Below are 17,766 nucleotides of genomic sequence, written 5' to 3'. Positions count from 1 at the left end.
GGAGCGATGACGACCGACGCGCCCTTCCGCGAGCTCCTGCCCGAGACGCGGTCCTTCCCGCCGCCCGCCGAGCTCGCCGCGACGAGCAACGTCGACGCCGGCGCCTGGGATCGCGCCGCGGCCGACCCGGTCGCGTTCTGGGAGGAGGCGGCCCGCCGCCTCGACTGGGCCGAGCCGTGGACGACCGCGCACCGCTGGAGCCCCGCGCTGCAGGCCGACGGCACGCTCGCGCCGCCGGAGGCCGAGTGGTTCGCGGGCGGCCGGCTCAACGTTGCCGTCAACTGCGTCGACCGCCACGTGGAGGCGGGCCTCGGCGAGAAGGTCGCCTACTACTTCGAGGGCGAGCGCGGCGACCGCCGGGTGCTCACCTTCGCCGAGCTGCGGCGCGAGGTGTCGAAGGCGGCCCACGCGCTGACCGAGCTGGGGATCGGGCAGGGCGACCGCGTCGTCGTCTACCTCCCCGTCATCCCCGAGACGGTCATCATCGCGCTCGCGGTCGCGCGCGTGGGCGCCATCCACTCGCTCGTCTTCGGCGGCTTCTCGGCGGAGGCGCTGCGCTTCCGCGTCGAGGACACGGCGGCGAAGCTGCTCGTCACGAGCGACGGGCAGTTCCGGCGCGGCAAGGCGGTTCCCGTGAAGGCGAACGCGGATGCCGCGGCCGCCGGGCTCGAGCACCTCGAGCACGTGCTCGTCGTGCGGCGTACCGGGGAGGAGACCCCCGACCTCGCCTGGACGGACGGCCGCGACGTGTGGTGGCACGAGCTCGTCGACCGCCAGCCGGAGGTGCACGAGGCGGAGGCCTTCGACGCCGAGAACCCGCTCTTCATCATCTACACGAGCGGCACGACGGGGAAGCCGAAGGGCCTCGTGCACACGAGCGGCGGCTACCTGACGGGCGCGAGCTGGACCCACTGGGCCGCCTTCGACGCGAAGCCCGACGACGTGCACTGGTGCACGGCCGACCTCGCCTGGGTGACGGCGCACACCTACGAGCTCTACGGCCCGCTTGCGAACGGCACGACGCAGGTCATCTACGAGGGCACGCCGGATGCGGGGGAGGCCGGGGCCGCCGACCGCGAGCGGCACCTGCGCATCATCGAGCGCTACGGCGTGACCGTCTACTACACGGCGCCGACGCTCGTCCGGACGCTCATGACCTGGTTCCCGGACGGCGTGCCCGACGGCCACGACCTCTCCAGCATCCGCCTCCTCGGCTCGGTGGGGGAGTCGATCAACCCCGAGGCGTGGATGTGGTTCCGCGAGCAGCTCGGGCGCGGCGAGACGCCGATCGTCGACACCTGGTGGCAGTCGGAGACGGGGGCCGCCGTCATGGCGCCGATCCCGGGGCTGTCGACGCTCAAGCCGGGTTCTGCGACGAAGGCCCTTCCCGGGCTCCGCACGCTCGTCGTCGACGATGCGGGCCGCGAGGTGCCGCCCGGCGCCGGCGGCTACCTCGTCGTCGCCGGCACCTGGCCGTCGATGGCGCGCACCGTCTGGGGGAACCCGCAGCGCTACCTCGACTCCTACTGGGCGCGCTTCGCCGAGCAGGGCTACTTCTTCTCCGGCGACGGCGCGAAGGCGGATGCCGACGGCGACATCTGGCTGCTGGGCCGCGTCGACGACGTCATCAACGTCTCCGGGCACCGCCTCTCGACGATCGAGATCGAGTCGGCGCTCGTCGCGCACCCGCTCGTCGGGGAGGCCGGCGTGACCGGCGCCGACGATCCGACCACGGGGGAGGCGGTCGTCGCCTTCGTGATCCCGGCACGCGAGGGGCTCGACGAGGATGCGGTCGCGGCCGAGCTGCGCGCCCACGTCGCGCAGGTGATCGGCCCCATCGCGAAGCCGCGCGCCATCCACCTCACGCCAGAGCTCCCGAAGACCCGCTCGGGGAAGATCATGCGGCGGCTCCTCCGCGACATCGTCGACGGCCGCCCCCTCGGCGACACGACCTCCCTGCAGGAGCCCGAGGGCCCGGCCCGCATCGCGGCGCGGCTGCGCGGCTGATCCGGGCCGGCCCCGGGCGGTCGTGCCGCCGGCGGTCCGCCGCCGTCAGCCGTCAGGCGGCCGCCCGGCGCCGCGCCCTCCGCACGAGGAGGACGCCGAGGCCGAGGAGCAGCGCCGCGAGGCCGAGCGGCGCCGCGTCGCCGCCCGTGCTGGCGAGCCGCTCCGCGCCCGCGTCGGCTCCGGCTGCCGGCGCCGCCGGATCGACGCCGGAACCTGCGGGCTGGTCCGAAGGGGACGTGTCCGATCCGCCCGGGCCGATGACCCGGATCGGCAGCTCGGCGTTGCGCGGCAGCGAGCCCTCGGCCACGAGCGTCAGGACGATGCGGTGGCCGGCGAGCTCGGCGTCGTCGGGGATCACGCCCTCGAGCACGAGCAGGCCGTTCGGCCCGATGACCGCCTCGCCGAGCGGGCTCGGGTTCGAGTGGAACTCGGCCTCGACGGTCGCGCCCTCCGGCAGGCCCGCGGCGCGGAGCACGATCCGCTCGCCGCGGCGCGTCTCCCGGATCTGCGCGCCCGCCAGGTCGTGGACGGTGGGCGCGAAGGCGAAGGGGCTCGCGGTCGCGGCGGCCGCGGCTCCGGGGCCGGCGGCGGTCACCGCGCGCACATCGAAGACGACCGGTGCGCCGTTGCCGAGCCCGCGGATGCGGGTGCTCGTGCCGATCACGATCTGCGTGCCGCCGCTCGGCGTGCCGGGCGTCCCCCAGCGGACCTCGTAGCGGGTCGGCTCGGAGCCGCCGGTCGATGTCGGCGGCAGCCAGCTCAGGGCGACCTCGCCGTCGCCGGCGAGCGCCGTCACCGAGCGCGGCTCCCCGGCGGCGACCGCGAACCGCGCCTCGACGAGCTGCGACGGCTCGCCCCGCCCGGCCGGGTTCTCGGCGCGGACCCTGAACTCGTACAGCGTGCCGGGCTCGAGATCCTCGAACGTCGTCGACCTCGTCCCGACGGGAAGGGTCGCCGACTGCTGCCACTGGCCGGAGCCGCCGGCTGCCCGATGCTCGAGGATCCAGCCCTCGATCGCCCGCCCGCCGTCGAAGGCGGGTGCAGTCCAGCCGAGCTCGATCGTGCCGTCGCCCTGCCCGCGGAGCTGCAGCCCCGGCGCGTCGGGCGCGCGGAACGGGGTCTCCTGCCGTGCCGAGGAGGGGGCGCTCGCTCCCGCCGCATTGTGTGCGCGGATGCGGAACTCGTAGCCCGCGCCGTCCTCGAGGCCGGAGACCACGAGGGAGCGCGCCGCGGCCGCCAGCGACTCCGAGCTCTGCCACACGGCCGCGCCGAGCCTCCGGTGCTCCACCGTGTAGGCCGTGATCGCCGCACCGCCGTTCCAGCTCGGCGCCGTCCAGGCGAGCTCTACCCGCCCCGCGCTGGGCGAGAGCGTCGACACGGCGGGCGCGTCGGGCACCGTGCGGGGGATGCCCCGGGCGATGACGTGCGCACCCGACCGCGAGCGGTTGACCGCGTAGATGCGCGTCGAGATGCCCACGCCGTTGGCGCCCTCCACGCGGTACGGCGACGTCACGGTGCGTGTCGGCTCCCCGGGCCAAGCTGCCTCGTAGCGGAGGATGGGCGAACCGCCGTCGGAGACCGGTGGCTCCCACGTGACGACGATGTAGCCGTCGTGCTCCTCGACGGCCATCGAGCGCGGCGCGCTCGGCGCCGCGGGCGGCGAGGCCGCGATGGCGCTCGCGCCACCCGCGCCGAGGTCGTTCACGGCCGTCACCTCCAGGCGGTAGTCGTGCGCGTTGTCGAGCCCCGCGAGCGTGATCGCGTTCGCCGTGGTCTCCTCGTCCACGGCGAGCGAGGAGGTGGTCGTGTCGATTGCGCGGACGCGGTAGCGCAGTGTCCCGGCGTTGCCGGAGTCCGTCGGCGCGGACCACGTCACGCGGATCCCGCCGTCGAGCCCCGAGGCTGCGAGCTGCGTCGGAGCGCCGGGCACCGAGCGGACCTCGAAGCCGACCGTGCGCTCGGTGGAGAAGCCCGTGGGTGTCAGGGCGCGGAGTCGGGTGGTGAAGGAGCCGTTCGCCGTCGGCGTGCCGGTGACGTACCAGCCGTCCTCGAGGCGCTGCAGCGAGAGCCCCGCGGGGAGCTTCGAGTTCGGGGCGACCGTGAGGTTCGCCGAATCGGGGGTCGCCTGCAGCCGGGCGCCGCTCGCGGGCTCGCCGCGGCGGAGCTCGAAGCTCGCCGCCGCGATCGTGGGCCGATCATCGTCGAGGTAGACGCGGAAGATCAGATCCGCACCGACATCCGTCCAGCCTCCCCCGTCCTCGTCGAGAAGCGCGCCGCCGGGGTAGTCGCTCACCTCCGGGTCGCTCACGGAGATGCTGCCGGTGCCCAGGATGGCGTACTGCTGCCCGGCGATGACCTGGACCGGGGAGTCGTTGTAGATGTAGCGGAAGAACCCGTCGCCGTTGGCTCCCGCGTACTGGGCGTTCGCAGGGAAGCCGGACGGCTGGCCCCCCGAGACGGCGACCACCGCGATCGATCCCCCGCCGTTGTTGCGGACCTCGAGGCTCGTGAGGGACCCGCTCCGCTGTGCCGTGAACGTCTGCGCCCACCGGGACATGAACGTCCTCTGCGCCGCGACCGGGCGCTCGTTCGACGCGTCGAGCGTCCGCGCGGCATGCGCCGCCGTCGCGGGGACGAGCAGCGCCCCGGCGACGATCGCGGCGGTCGCGGCCACCGCCGCGACCCGGCGGGGGAGGAGTCTGAGGTTCACGGCTGGTCCTCTCGGTCGTTTTCGTGCACGTGGTCGGCCTGGGCGGCCGGGAGCATAGCAGCACGCGACAAGTCCTCGCATCCGAGAAGGCGTCTCCGACGATCCATCCCCGGAGCGGTGCAGACGGACGAGCCGCACGACCCCGAATCCCGATGCCTCCTCGCCTCCGCCCCGTAGGCTGGCCGCGTGACCATCGAGACGCCCCGTCCCTGGCTTCGCTCCTACGCTCCCGGTGTCCCGGAGGAGATCGAGGAGGTCGTCGACACCCTCGGCGATCTCATCCGCGGCTCGGTCCGCGAGTTCGGGTCGCGCGTCGCCCTCGAGTTCTTCGGCGCGACCACCACCTACGCGGAGCTCGGCGGGCAGATCGAGCGCGCCGCCGAGACGCTCCGCAAGCTCGGGGTCCGCAAGGGCGACCCCGTCGCGATCGTCCTGCCGAACTGCCCGCAGCACGTCGTCGCCTTCTACGCGGTGCTGCGCCTCGGCGCGATCGTCATCGAGCACAACCCGCTCTACACGCCGCGCGAGCTCCGCCACCAGTTCGAGGAGCACGGCGCGAAGGTCGTCATCGCCTGGGACAAGACGGTCGAGACGATCCAGGCCTTCCCCGCCGATGTCGCCGTCGACCACATCGTCTCGGTCGACATGACGCGCGCCATGCCCGCCCGCACCCGCTTCGCCCTCCGCCTCCCCGTGAAGCGCGCCCGCGAATCCCGGGCGGCGCTCACGACCCGCGTGCGGAACACGATGCCCTGGGAGGATGCGGTCGCCGGCCGGCGGATCAAGAAGTCGGTCCCCGCCCCCACCGTCGACGATGTCGCCCTCATCCAGTACACCTCGGGCACGACCGGCTCCCCGAAGGGCGCCACCCTGACCCACCGCAACCTGGTCGCGAACGCCGCCCAGGCCCGCGCCTGGGTGCCGGAGATCACGCGCGGCGACTGCACCGTGTACGCCGTGCTCCCCCTCTTCCACGCCTACGGGCTCACCCTCTGCCTCACCTTCGCGATGAGCATGGGCGCACGCCTCGTGCTCTTCCCGCGCTTCGACCCGGACCTCGTGCTCCCCGTCATCAAGAAGCGGCCGCCGACCTTCCTGCCCGCGGTGCCGCCGATCTACGAGCGCCTCACGGCGGCGGCGGAGCAGAAGGGCGTCTCGCTCGACGGCATCCGCATCGCCATCTCGGGCGCCATGCCGCTCAGCGAGAAGGTCGTCGCGCCCTGGGAGGAGGCGACCGGCGGCTACCTCGTGGAGGGCTACGGCCTCAGCGAGACGAGCCCCGTGCTCATGGCCAACCCCGTGCACGAGAACCGCCGTGCGGGCACCATCGGGCTGCCGCTGCCGAGCACCGAGGTGCGGGTCGTGTCGCAGGACGACCCGACGAAGGATGTGGCGCCCGGCGAGTCGGGCGAGCTCGTCGTGCGCGGACCCCAGGTCATGTCGGGCTACTGGCGCAAGCCCGAGGAGACCGCGGCCGTGTTCGTCGACGGCTGGTTCCGCACGGGCGACATCGTGTCGATCGACGAGGACGGCTTCATCCGCATCACCGACCGCATCAAGGAGCTCATCATCACGGGCGGCTTCAACGTCTCGCCGAGCGAGGTCGAGGATGCGCTCCGCGGCTTCCCGGGCGTCGCCGACGTCGCGGTGGTCGGCCTCCCGAGCGAGCGCGACGGCGAGCACGTCGTCGCGGCGGTCGTGCCGGCGGCGGGCGCGAGCGTCGACGAGGACTCGCTGCGCGCCCATGCGCGCGACGCGCTCGCCGCCTACAAGGTGCCGAAGCGGGTCGTGATCGTCGAGGAGCTGCCGAAGTCGATGATCGGCAAGGTGCTGCGCAAGAAGGTGCGCGAGCAGCTCATCGCGGACGGCGTCTCGTGAGCGGCGAGGTCTCGTCCGAGGGACTCGACCCGGCGCAGCGGGCGGAGGCGGAGGCCTCGGTCGCCGAGCAGGAGGCCGCCGCCGCGGTCCTGCCGCCGCTGCTCGCCGCGGCACGCGACGAAGGCGCCGCCCCGGAGCATCGCCGGGCGTTCTGGGAGGCCGTGTTCCGCCTCCCGCACTGGATCTTCGTGGCGCGCGGCGAGAGCGACAGCCCCGCCCCGCTCGTCGTCTACGCGGGCCCGGACGGGCAGACGCCGACCATGCTCGCCTTCAGCCGGCCCGAGGATGCGGTGCACACCGCGCGCGCGGCCGGGCTCTCCGAGGAGGAGTCGTCGCTGCTGCTCGCGGTGCCGATGCCCGCGGCCGCCGAGTGGGCGGCCTCCTTCGCGCAGTCGGGCGTGCGGATGCTGCAGGTCGAGGCGCACGACGAGGGCGGGCTCGTGATCCCGCTCGAGTTCCTGCCGCGGATGCGCGCGGACCTGCTCGGCGGGTAGCGCGCGTACGCGGCTGCGCGGCTGCGCGGCTCGGCTCAGCTCGGCGGCGCGAAGCCGCCGTGGCGGGGCGCGGACTCGGCGGGCTCCGGTGCGGGCGCCGGCGCAGACGGCGCGGGCATCGCCGGCTGCGGCTGCGCCGTCGGGGACGCCGGCACGGGCGCGGGCGGCATCCCGTACGCGGGCATCGGCACGGGCGAGCCGAACACGCCCGCCGGAGCCGGGGCGGCCTCCGGGACCCAGCCCGCGGCGGGCGCACCGAGGCGCCGCACCTTGCCGAGGCGCGCCCAGAGCACGATGAGTCCGGCCGCGATGAGGAGACCCGCGAGCGAGATGAGCACCTCGGGGCCGGCCGCCCCCGCCTCGCGCTGGAAGGACTCCTCGAGCCCGCCGAGGAACGCGATCGGCAGGAGCGCGACGAGGTTGTTGACGACGTGGATGGCGACGGACGCCTCGAGCCCGCCGGTGCGCCAGACGACGACGCTGAGGAGCATGCCGAAGGAGAAGTAGAAGATGTTGAGCCACAGGTCGGCGGCCCCGTGGAGGAGCATGAACACGAGGTTCGCGGGGATCGCGCCGACGATGAAGGCGACGCCGGAGTTCGGGATCCACGAGCCGACGACGCGGGGGATGAGCCCGCGGAACGCGTACTCCTCGCCGGCCGCCTGGAACGGGGTCGTGAGGAGCACCGCGATCAAGAGGAACAGCCCCCGACCGTCGAGCTGGGCCTCACCTGGCGGCTCCAGCAGGAAGCCGAGCCCGAGGACGAGCAGCCAGAGCGGCACCACGACGGCAAGACACCGGAGGAGCCACCCCCAGCGGAAGCGTCCCGTGACCGAGGACAGCCAGCCGGGCCGCTGCCCCGTGATCGCCCACTGCAGCAGCATCGACGCGGGGATGAAGGCCGCGAGCGCGAGGTTGTTCGCGAGGAACAGCCACGGGCCCACGGGGACGCTGTCGAGCGTGATGTCGGCCTCGTCGACCCACCCGACCGCGACGTCGAGGAAGAGCGCGAAGGAGGCGAGGACCGAGATGACGAGGAAGGCCGCCCCGACCGCGAGGAGCAGCAGCAGGCTCTTCCACCAGCGCCCGCGCGGGGTGCGGAGGAAGTGGTGGTGCGCGCGCTCGACGACGGGGACGGCGGGCGGCTTCTCGGCGCCGGGGCGGTGGAGCGCGTAGCCCGCGGCCGACGGGACCGCGACCGGCGCCGGCGCGACCGGCACGGGCGCGACGGGCACCGGCGCGACCGCCTGCTCGGGGATGCGGGCACCGGGGTCGGGGGGCGGAGGAAGGCTCACCCGCCCATCCTCCCGTGCCTCGACGACACGGGCGTCCCGGCGGCCGCGACTCGGAGCGCTTCGTCAGCCGCATCCCGCCCGGATGTCCGCGGCTCGTGCCACCGTGGGACCATGAGCTCCCCCCGACTCGGGTTCGCCTTCGTCCCCGCCGCCCCGCCCGAGCGGCTTCCCTCGCTCGCCCGCGCCGTCGAATCCGCCGGCTTCGACGACCTCTGGGTGTGGGAGGACTGCTTCGCCGAGGCCGGCATCGCGCAGGCGGCGATCGCGCTCGCCTCGACATCGCGGATCTCGGTCGGCATCTCGCTGCTGCCGGTGCCGCTGCGCACGGCGCCGCTGCTCGCGATGGAGATCGCGACACTCGCACGCGCCTTCCCCGGGCGCTTCCTCCCGGGGATCGGGCACGGCGTGCAGGAGTGGATGGGGCAGGTGGGCGTCCGCGCCGCCTCGCCGCTCACCCTGCTGCGCGAGCATGCGGCCGCGCTGCGGGCGCTGCTCGACGGGGAGCGGGTCACGACCGACGGCCGCTACGTGAAGCTCGACGACGTGGCGCTCGAATGGCCGCCGGTCGAGCGGGTCCCCCTGTGGATCGGAGCGGGCGGGCCGAAGTCGCTCGCGCTCATCGGCGAGCTCGGCGACGGCCTGCTGATCGGCGCCGCGGCGCCGACCCGCGTCATCGAGGAGGCGATCGCGACCGCGAGGTCGGCGCGTCCGGCCGAGCGGGGCGAGCTGCCCGTCGTCGCGGCGCTCGTCGTCGCGAAGGACGACCCGGCCGCGGGCGATGCCGCGCAGCGCGCGGCTCGGGATGCGGCGAAGTGGCACCCGGAGGCCGACGAGACCACGTGGGCGGCCGGCTCGGCCGAGCGGATCGCGGCGGGCGTCCGCGGACTGCTCGCAGCGGGCGTCACGACGGTGCAGCTCCAGCCGACGGGCGACGAGCCCGACCTCGAGGGTCTCGTCGAGTTCCTCGGCCGCGAGGTGCTGCCGCTCCTGCGCTGAGCCGGCCCGCCCTATCCCGCCAGCCGCGCCTTCAGCGCACGCAGGTGCTCGACGACGAAGGCGTGATCCTCGGCCTGCGGCAGCCCCGAGATCCCGACCGTCCCGACCGGCCCCACGCCGTCGACGACGATCGCGACGACCCCGCCGTGCGCGGCATAGTGCGCCGGGTCGAGGCGCGCATCCTCGTCGAAGCGCTTGCCGGCGGTTCGGAAGGAGGCGCCGACCCCGTACGACGAGCGCCCGTAGCGGCGTGCGACGCGCGTCTTGCGCTCGAGCCAGCCGTCGTTGTCGGCGCTCGACCCGGGCAGCGCGGCATGGAACGCGCGCTGCTCGCCGAGCGAGATCCCGATCGCGACGGGATGCCCCGCGACGAGCGCGGCCTCCCGCATCCGCGAGCCGAGCTCCCACGCCTCGTCGAGTCCGAACCGCGGCAGCACGAGCTCGCGCTCCTCGGCCTCGATCCGCTCCAGCAGCTCCCGCGCCTCATCGCCCATGCCGCGAGCGTAGCCCGACCGGCACGAGCGCGCCCGCGCCTAGGCCGGGCTCGAGGGGGAGGCCGCGTCCGGGTCCGGCGCGGGGGCGGAGCCCAGGTCGAAGCGCGTGACCGTGAGGCCGTCGACGCCGAGCGCGACATCCACCTTGACGGTGTCGCCGTCGCGGATGGCGCCGCCGAGGAGCGACTTCGCGAGCTGGTCGTCGATCTCGTGCTGCATGAGCCGCCGCAGCGGCCGCGCGCCGTAGATCGGGTCGTAGCCGCGCTCCGCGAGCCAGGCACGCGCATCGGGCGTGACCGCGAGCTGCAGGCGCCGGTCGACGAGCCGGCGCTCCAGCCGGTCGATGTAGAGCGACACGATCTGCCCGAGGTCGTTCTCCGAGAGCGGCGAGAAGACGACGATGTCGTCGAGGCGGTTCACGAACTCCGGCTTGAAGGACTTCTGCACGAGCTCGTGCACCGCCGCCTGCTTCGCCTCCCACTCGAGCGTCTGGTCGGTGAGGAACTGCGAGCCGAGATTCGAGGTGAGGATCAGGATCGTGTTCCGGAAGTCGACGGTCCGCCCCTGCCCGTCCGTGAGCCGCCCGTCGTCGAGCACCTGGAGGAGGAGGTCGAAGACCTCGGGGTGCGCCTTCTCGACCTCGTCGAGGAGCACGACCGAGTACGGTCGGCGCCGGACGGCCTCCGTGAGCTGACCGCCCTGCTCGTAGCCGATGTAGCCGGGAGGGGCGCCGACGAGCCGCGAGACGGAGAACTTCTCGCCGTACTCCGACATGTCGATGCGCAGCAGCGCCTTCTCGTCGTCGAAGAGCTGCTCGGCGAGCGCCTTCGCGAGCTCCGTCTTGCCGACGCCGGTGGGGCCGAGGAACAGGAACGAGCCGGTCGGCCGGTCGGGGTCGCTGATGCCGGCCCGCGTGCGCCGCACCGCCTCCGAGACGGCGCGGACGGCATCCTTCTGGCCGATGAGCCGCTTGCCGAGCTCGGCCTCGAGCTGCAGCAGCTTCTCGGTCTCGCCCTGGCGGAGGCGGTCGACGGGGATGCCGGTCCACGCGGCGACGACGGCCGCGATGTCCTCGTCGGTGACCTGCTCGCTGACCATGCGCGGCCCGAGCTGCTCGACCTTCTCCGCCTCGGCGAGCCGCTGCTCGATCGAGGGGATGACCTCGTAGTTGAGCTTCGAGGCCTTCTGGTAGTCCTGCTCGCGCATCGCGCGGTCGAGCTCGATGCGGGCGTCGTTGAGGCGGCTCTTGAGGTCGCCGACGCTGTGCAGGGAGGTCTTCTCGGCCTGCCACTGCTTGTCGAGCCGGTCGCGCTGGTGGCGCTTCGCGGTGAGCTCCTCGCGGACCTTCGCGAGCCGCTGGCGGGAGCGCTCGTCCTTCTCCTTCTTGAGCGCGAGCTCCTCGATCTCGAGGCGGGTGACCGCGCGCTTGAGCTCGTCGAGCTCGACGGGGGAGGAGTCGATCTCCATCTTGAGGCGGCTCGCGGCCTCGTCGATGAGGTCGATCGCCTTGTCGGGCAGCTGACGGGCCGAGATGTAGCGGTTCGAGAGGGTGGCTGCGGCGACGAGCGCGCTGTCGGCGATCGCGACCTTGTGGTGCGCCTCGTAACGCTCCTTGAGGCCGCGGAGGATCGCGACCGTGTCCTCGACGCTCGGCTCGCCGACGTAGACCTGCTGGAACCGCCGCTCGAGCGCGGCGTCCTTCTCGATGTACTCCCGGTACTCGTTGAGCGTGGTGGCGCCGATGAGCCGCAGCTCGCCGCGCGCGAGCATGGGCTTCAGCATGTTCGCGGCCGCGACGGAGCCCTCGCCGCCGCCCGCGCCCATGAGGGTGTGGAGCTCGTCGATGAAGGTGATGACGCGGCCGTCGGACTCGTCGATCTCCTTGAGCACGGCCTTGAGCCGCTCCTCGAACTCGCCGCGGAACTTCGCGCCGGCGACGAGCGCGGCGAGGTCGAGGGAGACGAGCTGCTTGTCCTTGAGGGAGTCGGCGACATCCCCCGCGACGATGCGCTGCGCGAGGCCCTCGACGACGGCCGTCTTGCCGACGCCGGGCTCGCCGATCAGCACCGGGTTGTTCTTGGTGCGGCGCGTGAGCACCTGGCTGATGCGCCGGATCTCGGCGTCGCGGCCGATGACCGGGTCGAGCTTGCCGCTCTTCGCGATCTCCGTGAGGTTGACGCCGTACTGCTCGAGGGCGGTCTGCTGCTCCTCCTGCGTGGAGGGCGCGCCTTGCATGTTGGCCATGTTCGAAGAGGTCCGTTCGGTGATGGTGGTGCGTCCGGGTCAGCTGGGGATGCCGCCCGGCATCGTCTGCTCGAACGCGACCGAGAAGGCGATGGCGAAGATGACGATCTGGACGACGACCTCGAGCGCCATGCGCGCGATCGCGACCGCCATGGGGGCCCAGCCCGGCGCACCGCGGCGCTTCGCGACGACGCACCGGCCGATGACGTAGACGAGGCTCACGGGGATGAATGCGAAGGCCCAGTGGAAGGGGCTCTGGATGCCGCGGGCGGCGAGGGTGCGCCAGTCGAGCCAGGCGAGGAGGACGGTGGCGCCGTAGATGAGGAAGCCGAGGACCCAGCCGAGGAGGTCGGCGGCGGTGAAGGCCGTCGTCTCGCCGAACAGGGGGTCGTACGGATCGGAGGCGGCGACGGCTCCCTGGATGAGGGCGTCCCAGTCCTGCAGCGCGAGCGGGATGAGCGCGAGGAGCGGCAGGAGCACGATGAGCCAGATGCTCCAGGTCGAGCTGCTCGTGCCGGCGGGGGCGGGGGCGGGGGCGTCGAAGGGCGAGCGGCCCGGCACCATGCCGTAGGGCTGCTGCTGGGCCGGGGCGCCCTGGCCGTACGGCTGCTGCTGCCCGTAGCCCTGCTGGGTCCCGTACCCCTGCTGCGGCGCGACCGGGGCCGCGGGCGCCGCCGGGGCCGCGACGCCGCGCTGCTCCGTCCACGCGATCCCGTTCCACCAGCGCGTGCCGCCGGGCACCTCCGGGTCGGGGTACCAGCCTGCGGGGATCGACTGCGGGTCAGACACGGGGAGCTCCGTTCGGATCGGGGAGGGGGTGTGCGGCGGGGCGCATGGCGTGCGCCATCCACCACCAGCTGAGGACGCCGACGGCGACCGTCAGCGCGAGGGAGACGAGGCCGCCGACGACGATCGTGAGGGCCCAGGGCGCGAGCGCGGCGACGACGGTCGACTCGACGCCGCCGTCGGAGGTGCCGACCGCGCCGATCTGGCCGATGGTGGCGACCGTCTGGAGGATGACCGAGAGGATCGACTGCAGCACCCAGGAGGCGACGACCGCGATGCCGGTCGCGGCCCAGGTGACGCCCCAGGGTCGCGGGTGCCCGCTGCGCTTGAGGATGCCGGCGCTCGCGAGCAGGCCGAGCGTCCAGATCCCGGCGCCGACGACGATCGCGACCACGAGCAGCCCGGCGATCGCGGCGACGTCGATGCCGGCGAGCATCCGCTCGAGCCGCGCGACATCCTCGGCGTCCTGCCCGGAGCGGGCGATCATCGAGAAGAGGAAGCCGAAGAACGCGCCGAAGGCGAGGAGGCCGGCGGCGGCCGCGAGGAGCGCCCAGCCGAGGCTCATGAGGGTGAAGCCGAGGCCGCCGGCGACGCGCGAGGACCGCGCCAGGCGCGCCTCGAGGGCCGGCCGCGGCGGGCGCGGCGGCAGGTAGCCGGTCGGAGCGGAGGCGTCCGGCCCGGGAATGCTCGCGGTCATGATCGTTCCCCTCTCAGCAGCATCGGCCGCCATACGACCAGCTGGTTGGACCGCTGCGCGCGCTCCCCGGCGCGCAGCGAGATGACGTCTCCGGACTCGCCGGCGGCGAAGACCCGGCGGCCGGGGCGGGCGAGCAGCTCGTCGGCGAGTGCCGTCTCGAGCTCGCGCACCCGGCGGCGCAGCGCGACGACCTCGTCGTCGAGCTGGAGGATCCGGCGGATGCCCTCGAGGTTGAGCCCCTCCTGGCTGAGCTGCCCGATCTCGCGCAGCTTCGCGATGTCGCGCATCGAGTAGCGCCGCGACTTCCCGGCGGTGCGGCTGGGGCTCACGAGGCCGAGGCGGTCGTACTGGCGGAGCGTCTGCGGGTGCATGCCGGCGAGCTCGGCCGCCATCGCGATCGCGAACACCGGGGTCTGCTCGTCCATCGCTCCTCCTCTCCTCGCCGTGTCGATCGCCGCTCGCCACGGCTCGCCGCCGTGCCCGGTCCCGCGCTAGTCGCGTGCCCGGTCGAGCAGCTCCTCGCGGGGGTTCTCCTCCGGCATCGACGCCGCGAAGGCCTCCAGCTTCTCCCGGGCGTCGCCCGGGAGGTGGCTCGGCACCGCGACCATGACGGTCGCGAGCAGGTCGCCGGTGCCCTTCGAGGTCGAGACCCCGCGGCCCTTCAGCCGCAGCACGCGCCCGCTCGGGGTGCCGGCCGCGACCTTGAGCTTGACGGGGTCGCCTCCGAGCGTCGGCACCTCGATGGTCGCGCCGAGCGCGGCCTCCGCGAAGGTGACCGGCACGTCGAGACGCAGGTTGAGCCCGTCGCGGTGGAAGACGGGATGCGGTCGCACGCTCACCTGGAGCACGAGGTCGCCCGCCTCGCCGCCGTCGGGGCTCGGGGCGCCCTTCCCGCGGACGCGGATCTTCTGCCCGTCGGAGACCCCGGCCGGGATCTTCACCTTGACGCTCGTGCCGTCGCCGGTCGTGAGCTGGACGGTGTCGCCCTGGATCGCGGTGAGGAAGTCGAGCGCGGCGGAAGCGCCGATGTCGCGCCCGGGGGTGGGCCCGCCGTAGCCGCGGAAGCCGCCGCTCGACTGACCGAAGCCGCCGTTGCCGAACAGCCCGCCGAGCACGTCGTCGAAGCCGCCCTGCCCACCCGAGTACTGGTACTGGGCGCGCCCGCCGCGACCGCCGGGGCCGAACATCCCGCCGAAGACGTCCTCGAATCCGCCCTGACCGCCGGCGCCGCCCGCGGTGAAGCGGGCACCGGAGCCCATGGCGCGCATCTGGTCGTACTCGGCGCGCGAGCTCGGATCGGAGAGGACCGAGTTGGCCTCGCTGATCTCCTTGAAGCGGGCCTCGGCGGCGGCATCGCCCGGGTTGGAGTCCGGGTGGTACCGCCGCGCGAGCTTCCGGTACGTCTTCTTGAGCTCGGCGTCGGACACATCCTTCTTGACGCCGAGCACGGCGTAGAAGTCCTTGTCGAACCAGTCCTGACTGGCCATGCGGACTCCTTACTGCTGAGGGGTGTGCACCGCGACCTTGGCGGCGCGGATGAGGCGGTCGCCGAGCGCGTAGCCCGGCTCGATGACGTCGGCGATCGTGTTGACCTCGACGTCGGCGCTGGGGATCTGGACGATCGCCTCGTGGAGCTTCGGGTCGAAGACCTCGCCCAGCTCGCCGACCCGGTGCATCCCGTGGCGGTCGAAGCCGCCGCGGAGCTTCTGGGCGATGAGCGCGAGCGGGGTGCCCTCGGTGAGGTCGCCGTGCTTCTCGGCGCGATCGAGGTCGTCGATCACGGGGAGGAGCGAGCGGATGACCTCGGCGATGACGGCCTCGCGGTTCGCCTGCCGGTCGCGCTCGACGCGGGTGCGGAAGTTCTTGAGCTCCGCCTCGGCGCGCGCGGCGCGGTCGCGGTACTCCGCCACCAGGTCGCGCTCGGCCTCGGCGAGCAGCTCGACGAGCTCCTCGTCCGTCGCGTCGGGCGTGCCGGGCCGGTCCTCCGGCGAGGCGGCCGGGCCGGCCGAGTCGGCGGAGGCCTCCTCGGCCTCCGCCTTCTCGCCGCCGGCCGATCCGCGAACCTCGCCCGTCTCCGGATCGATGCGACGCTTGTCGCTGAACTTCGACTCGCCCTTCGGGTCCGTCTCGTCGTGGTTCTGCTGGTCGGCCATCGCTACTTCTTCGGCTCCTCGTCGTCCACGATCTCGGCGTCGACGATGTCCTCGTCGTCGGCTTTCTCGTCGGCCGGGCGGGGGCCGCCGGCGGCGCTGTCCTGCGCCGCCTGGGCGTCCTGACCGGACTGGTAGATGGCCTCGCCGATCTTGGTCTGGCTCGTCGAGAGGTTCGCGAAGGCGGTGCTCACGGCCTCGTCGTCGTCGCCCGAGAGCGCCGTCTTGAGCGCGTCGACGTCCGTCTGGACGCTCGTCTTGACGTCCTCGGGGATCTTCTCGGCGTTCTCCTGGAGGAGCTTCTCGACCGAGTAGACGAGCTGCTCGCCGTTGTTGCGGGTCTCGGCGGACTCGCGACGCGCCTTGTCCTCGGCGGCGTGCTCCTCGGCCTCCCGGACCATGCGCTCGATGTCCTCCTTGGGCAGCGAGGAGCCGCCCGTGATCTTCATCGACTGCTCGGCGCCGGTGCCCTTGTCCTTCGCCGAGACGTGGACGATGCCATTCGCGTCGATGTCGAAGGTGACCTCGATCTGGGGCACGCCGCGCGGGGCGGGGGCGATGCCGGTCAGCTCGAAGGTGCCGAGGTTCTTGTTGTCGCGGGTGAACTCGCGCTCGCCCTGGAAGATCTGGATCGCGACCGAGGGCTGGTTGTCGTCCGCCGTCGTGAAGGTCTCCGAGCGCTTCGTCGGGATGGCCGTGTTGCGCTCGATGAGCTTCGTCATGATCCCGCCCTTCGTCTCGATGCCGAGGCTGAGGGGGGTGACGTCGATGAGCAGGACGTCCTTGCGCTCGCCCTTGAGGACGCCGGCCTGGAGGGCCGCGCCGACCGCGACGACCTCGTCCGGGTTGACGCCCTTGTTGGGCTCCTTGCCGCCCGTGAGGCGCTTGACGAGCTCGGTGACCGCGGGCATGCGGGTCGAGCCGCCGACGAGCACGACGTGGGCGATGTCGCCGACCTGGATGCCAGCCTCGCGGATGACGTCCTCGAAGGGCTTCTTGGTGCGGTCGAGCAGGTCGCTCGTCATCTGCTCGAACTGGGCGCGGGTGAGCGTCTCGTCGAGGTTCGCGGGGCCGTTCTCGGTGAGCGAGAGGTACGGCAGCTGGATGTTGGTGGACGTCGAGGAGCTGAGCTCCTTCTTCGCCTGCTCCGCGGCCTCCTTGAGGCGCTGCTTCGCGATCTTGTCGTTCGAGACGTCGACGCCCGTCGACTCCTTGAAGCGCTTGACGAGGTGGTCGACGATGCGCTGATCCCAGTCGTCACCGCCGAGGCGATTGTCGCCGGAGGTCGAGCGCACCTGGATGGTGGAGAAGTCCTCGTCCTTGCCGACCTCGAGGAGCGAGACGTCGAAGGTGCCGCCGCCGAGGTCGAAGACGAGGATGAGCTCGTCCTCCTTGCCGCGGTCGAGGCCGTAGGCGAGCGCGGCCGCGGTGGGCTCGTTGATGATGCGGAGCACGTTGAGGCCGGAGATCTCGCCGGCCTCCTTCGTGGCCTGGCGCTCGGCGTCGTTGAAGTAGGCGGGCACGGTGATGACGGCGTCGGTCACGTCCTCGCCGAGGTACTGCTCGGCGTCGCGCTTGAGCTTCGCGAGCGTGCGGGCCGAGATCTCCTGCGCGGTGTACTGCTTGCCGTCGATCTCCTGCTTCCACGTCGTGCCCATGTGGCGCTTGACGGAGGCGATGGTGCGGTCGACGTTCGTGACGGCCTGGCGCTTCGCGGTCTCGCCGACGAGCACCTCCCCGTCCTTCGTGAAGGCGACGACGGAGGGCGTCGTCCGGAAGCCCTCGGCGTTCGCGATGACGGTGGGCTCTCCGCCCTCGAGCACGGCCACCACCGAGTTGGTGGTTCCGAGGTCGATCCCTACTGCACGAGCCATGGTGTGGGTGTTCTCCTGTGCTTGCCGATCCGGGCGAGCTGCGTCCCCCGGCTGATCCTGAGACTCGACTTGAGTCGAGCGATGTCAAGTCTGCGGCGGCCCCGCGGCCGTGTCAAGCCGAGACCGTCGAAGTTGAGTCCG

The 17,766-nt window shown here is 73.0% G+C and carries 14 protein-coding genes; 4 read left to right on the top strand and 10 right to left on the bottom strand.

Annotated elements, in window-relative coordinates; translation table 11 throughout:
- Positions 1-6 precede the first annotated feature (6 nt).
- Positions 7-2,007, top strand: coding sequence for an acetate--CoA ligase (gene acs / locus OF852_RS10395; protein WP_271119089.1), 2,001 nt, complete (start codon positions 7-9; stop codon positions 2,005-2,007).
- A 52-nt stretch (positions 2,008-2,059) separates the two neighbouring features.
- On the opposite strand, the gene OF852_RS10390 is transcribed toward acs, so the two are convergent.
- Positions 2,060-4,717: a fibronectin type III domain-containing protein gene (locus OF852_RS10390; RefSeq protein WP_271119088.1), complete on the bottom strand. Its 2,658-nt coding sequence runs from the start codon at positions 4,715-4,717 to the stop codon at positions 2,060-2,062.
- 186 nt (positions 4,718-4,903) lie between these two features.
- On the opposite strand from OF852_RS10390, the gene OF852_RS10385 reads away from it, so the two are divergent.
- Both OF852_RS10385 and OF852_RS10380 read left to right on the top strand, forming a co-directional pair.
- Positions 4,904-6,595, top strand: a complete 1,692-nt coding sequence (locus OF852_RS10385; protein ID WP_271119087.1) for a long-chain-fatty-acid--CoA ligase — start codon at positions 4,904-4,906, stop codon at positions 6,593-6,595.
- Entirely contained in the window at positions 6,592-7,089 is a 498-nt protein-coding gene (locus tag OF852_RS10380; protein ID WP_271119086.1) for a hypothetical protein, read from the top strand. The genes OF852_RS10385 and OF852_RS10380 overlap by 4 nt, the downstream gene beginning before the upstream one ends.
- Before the next feature lie 35 nt (positions 7,090-7,124).
- Here OF852_RS10380 and OF852_RS10375 read toward each other — a convergent pair whose 3' ends face one another.
- On the bottom strand, positions 7,125-8,384 hold the full coding sequence (locus OF852_RS10375; protein WP_271119085.1) for a CPBP family intramembrane glutamic endopeptidase: 1,260 nt from the start codon (positions 8,382-8,384) through the stop codon (positions 7,125-7,127).
- Positions 8,385-8,495: 111 nt separating this feature from the next.
- Between OF852_RS10375 and OF852_RS10370 the strand changes: the two genes are divergently transcribed.
- Positions 8,496-9,380, top strand: coding sequence for an LLM class flavin-dependent oxidoreductase (locus tag OF852_RS10370; protein WP_271119084.1), 885 nt, complete (start codon positions 8,496-8,498; stop codon positions 9,378-9,380).
- Between the two features lie 11 nt (positions 9,381-9,391).
- Here OF852_RS10370 and OF852_RS10365 read toward each other — a convergent pair whose 3' ends face one another.
- From OF852_RS10365 to dnaK, 8 genes are all read right to left on the bottom strand, one after another.
- Entirely contained in the window at positions 9,392-9,874 is a 483-nt protein-coding gene (locus OF852_RS10365; protein WP_271119083.1) for a heme-degrading domain-containing protein, read from the bottom strand.
- A gap of 39 nt (positions 9,875-9,913) precedes the next feature.
- Positions 9,914-12,118, bottom strand: coding sequence for an ATP-dependent Clp protease ATP-binding subunit (locus tag OF852_RS10360; RefSeq protein WP_271119082.1), 2,205 nt, complete (start codon positions 12,116-12,118; stop codon positions 9,914-9,916).
- A gap of 39 nt (positions 12,119-12,157) precedes the next feature.
- Positions 12,158-12,907 (bottom strand): DUF2510 domain-containing protein, encoded by a 750-nt coding sequence (locus OF852_RS10355; RefSeq protein WP_271119081.1) that lies wholly within the window; start codon positions 12,905-12,907, stop codon positions 12,158-12,160.
- Positions 12,900-13,601: a hypothetical protein gene (locus OF852_RS10350; RefSeq protein ID WP_271119080.1), complete on the bottom strand. Its 702-nt coding sequence runs from the start codon at positions 13,599-13,601 to the stop codon at positions 12,900-12,902. The genes OF852_RS10355 and OF852_RS10350 overlap by 8 nt, the downstream gene beginning before the upstream one ends.
- A complete protein-coding gene (locus tag OF852_RS10345) occupies positions 13,598-14,026 on the bottom strand; it encodes a heat shock protein transcriptional repressor HspR (RefSeq protein ID WP_271119079.1) in 429 nt (142 codons plus the stop codon). The genes OF852_RS10350 and OF852_RS10345 overlap by 4 nt, the downstream gene beginning before the upstream one ends.
- Before the next feature lie 66 nt (positions 14,027-14,092).
- Positions 14,093-15,088 (bottom strand): DnaJ C-terminal domain-containing protein, encoded by a 996-nt coding sequence (locus OF852_RS10340; protein WP_271119078.1) that lies wholly within the window; start codon positions 15,086-15,088, stop codon positions 14,093-14,095.
- Positions 15,089-15,097: 9 nt separating this feature from the next.
- Positions 15,098-15,754 carry a nucleotide exchange factor GrpE gene (locus OF852_RS10335; RefSeq protein WP_271119077.1) on the bottom strand — a complete coding sequence of 219 codons (657 nt, stop codon included), beginning with the start codon at positions 15,752-15,754 and terminating at the stop codon, positions 15,098-15,100.
- 2 nt (positions 15,755-15,756) lie between these two features.
- The gene (gene dnaK / locus OF852_RS10330) at positions 15,757-17,625 is read right to left on the bottom strand and encodes a molecular chaperone DnaK (RefSeq protein ID WP_271119076.1); all 1,869 of its coding nucleotides are present in this window, start codon (positions 17,623-17,625) and stop codon (positions 15,757-15,759) included.
- Positions 17,626-17,766: the final 141 nt, after the last annotated feature.

It is taken from the genome of Homoserinibacter sp. YIM 151385 (genome assembly GCF_027912415.1).
Lineage (GTDB): Bacteria > Actinomycetota > Actinomycetes > Actinomycetales > Microbacteriaceae > Schumannella.
The sequence above is the reverse complement of the archived record's forward strand: the minus strand, read 5'-3'. Positions and strand labels throughout refer to the sequence as shown.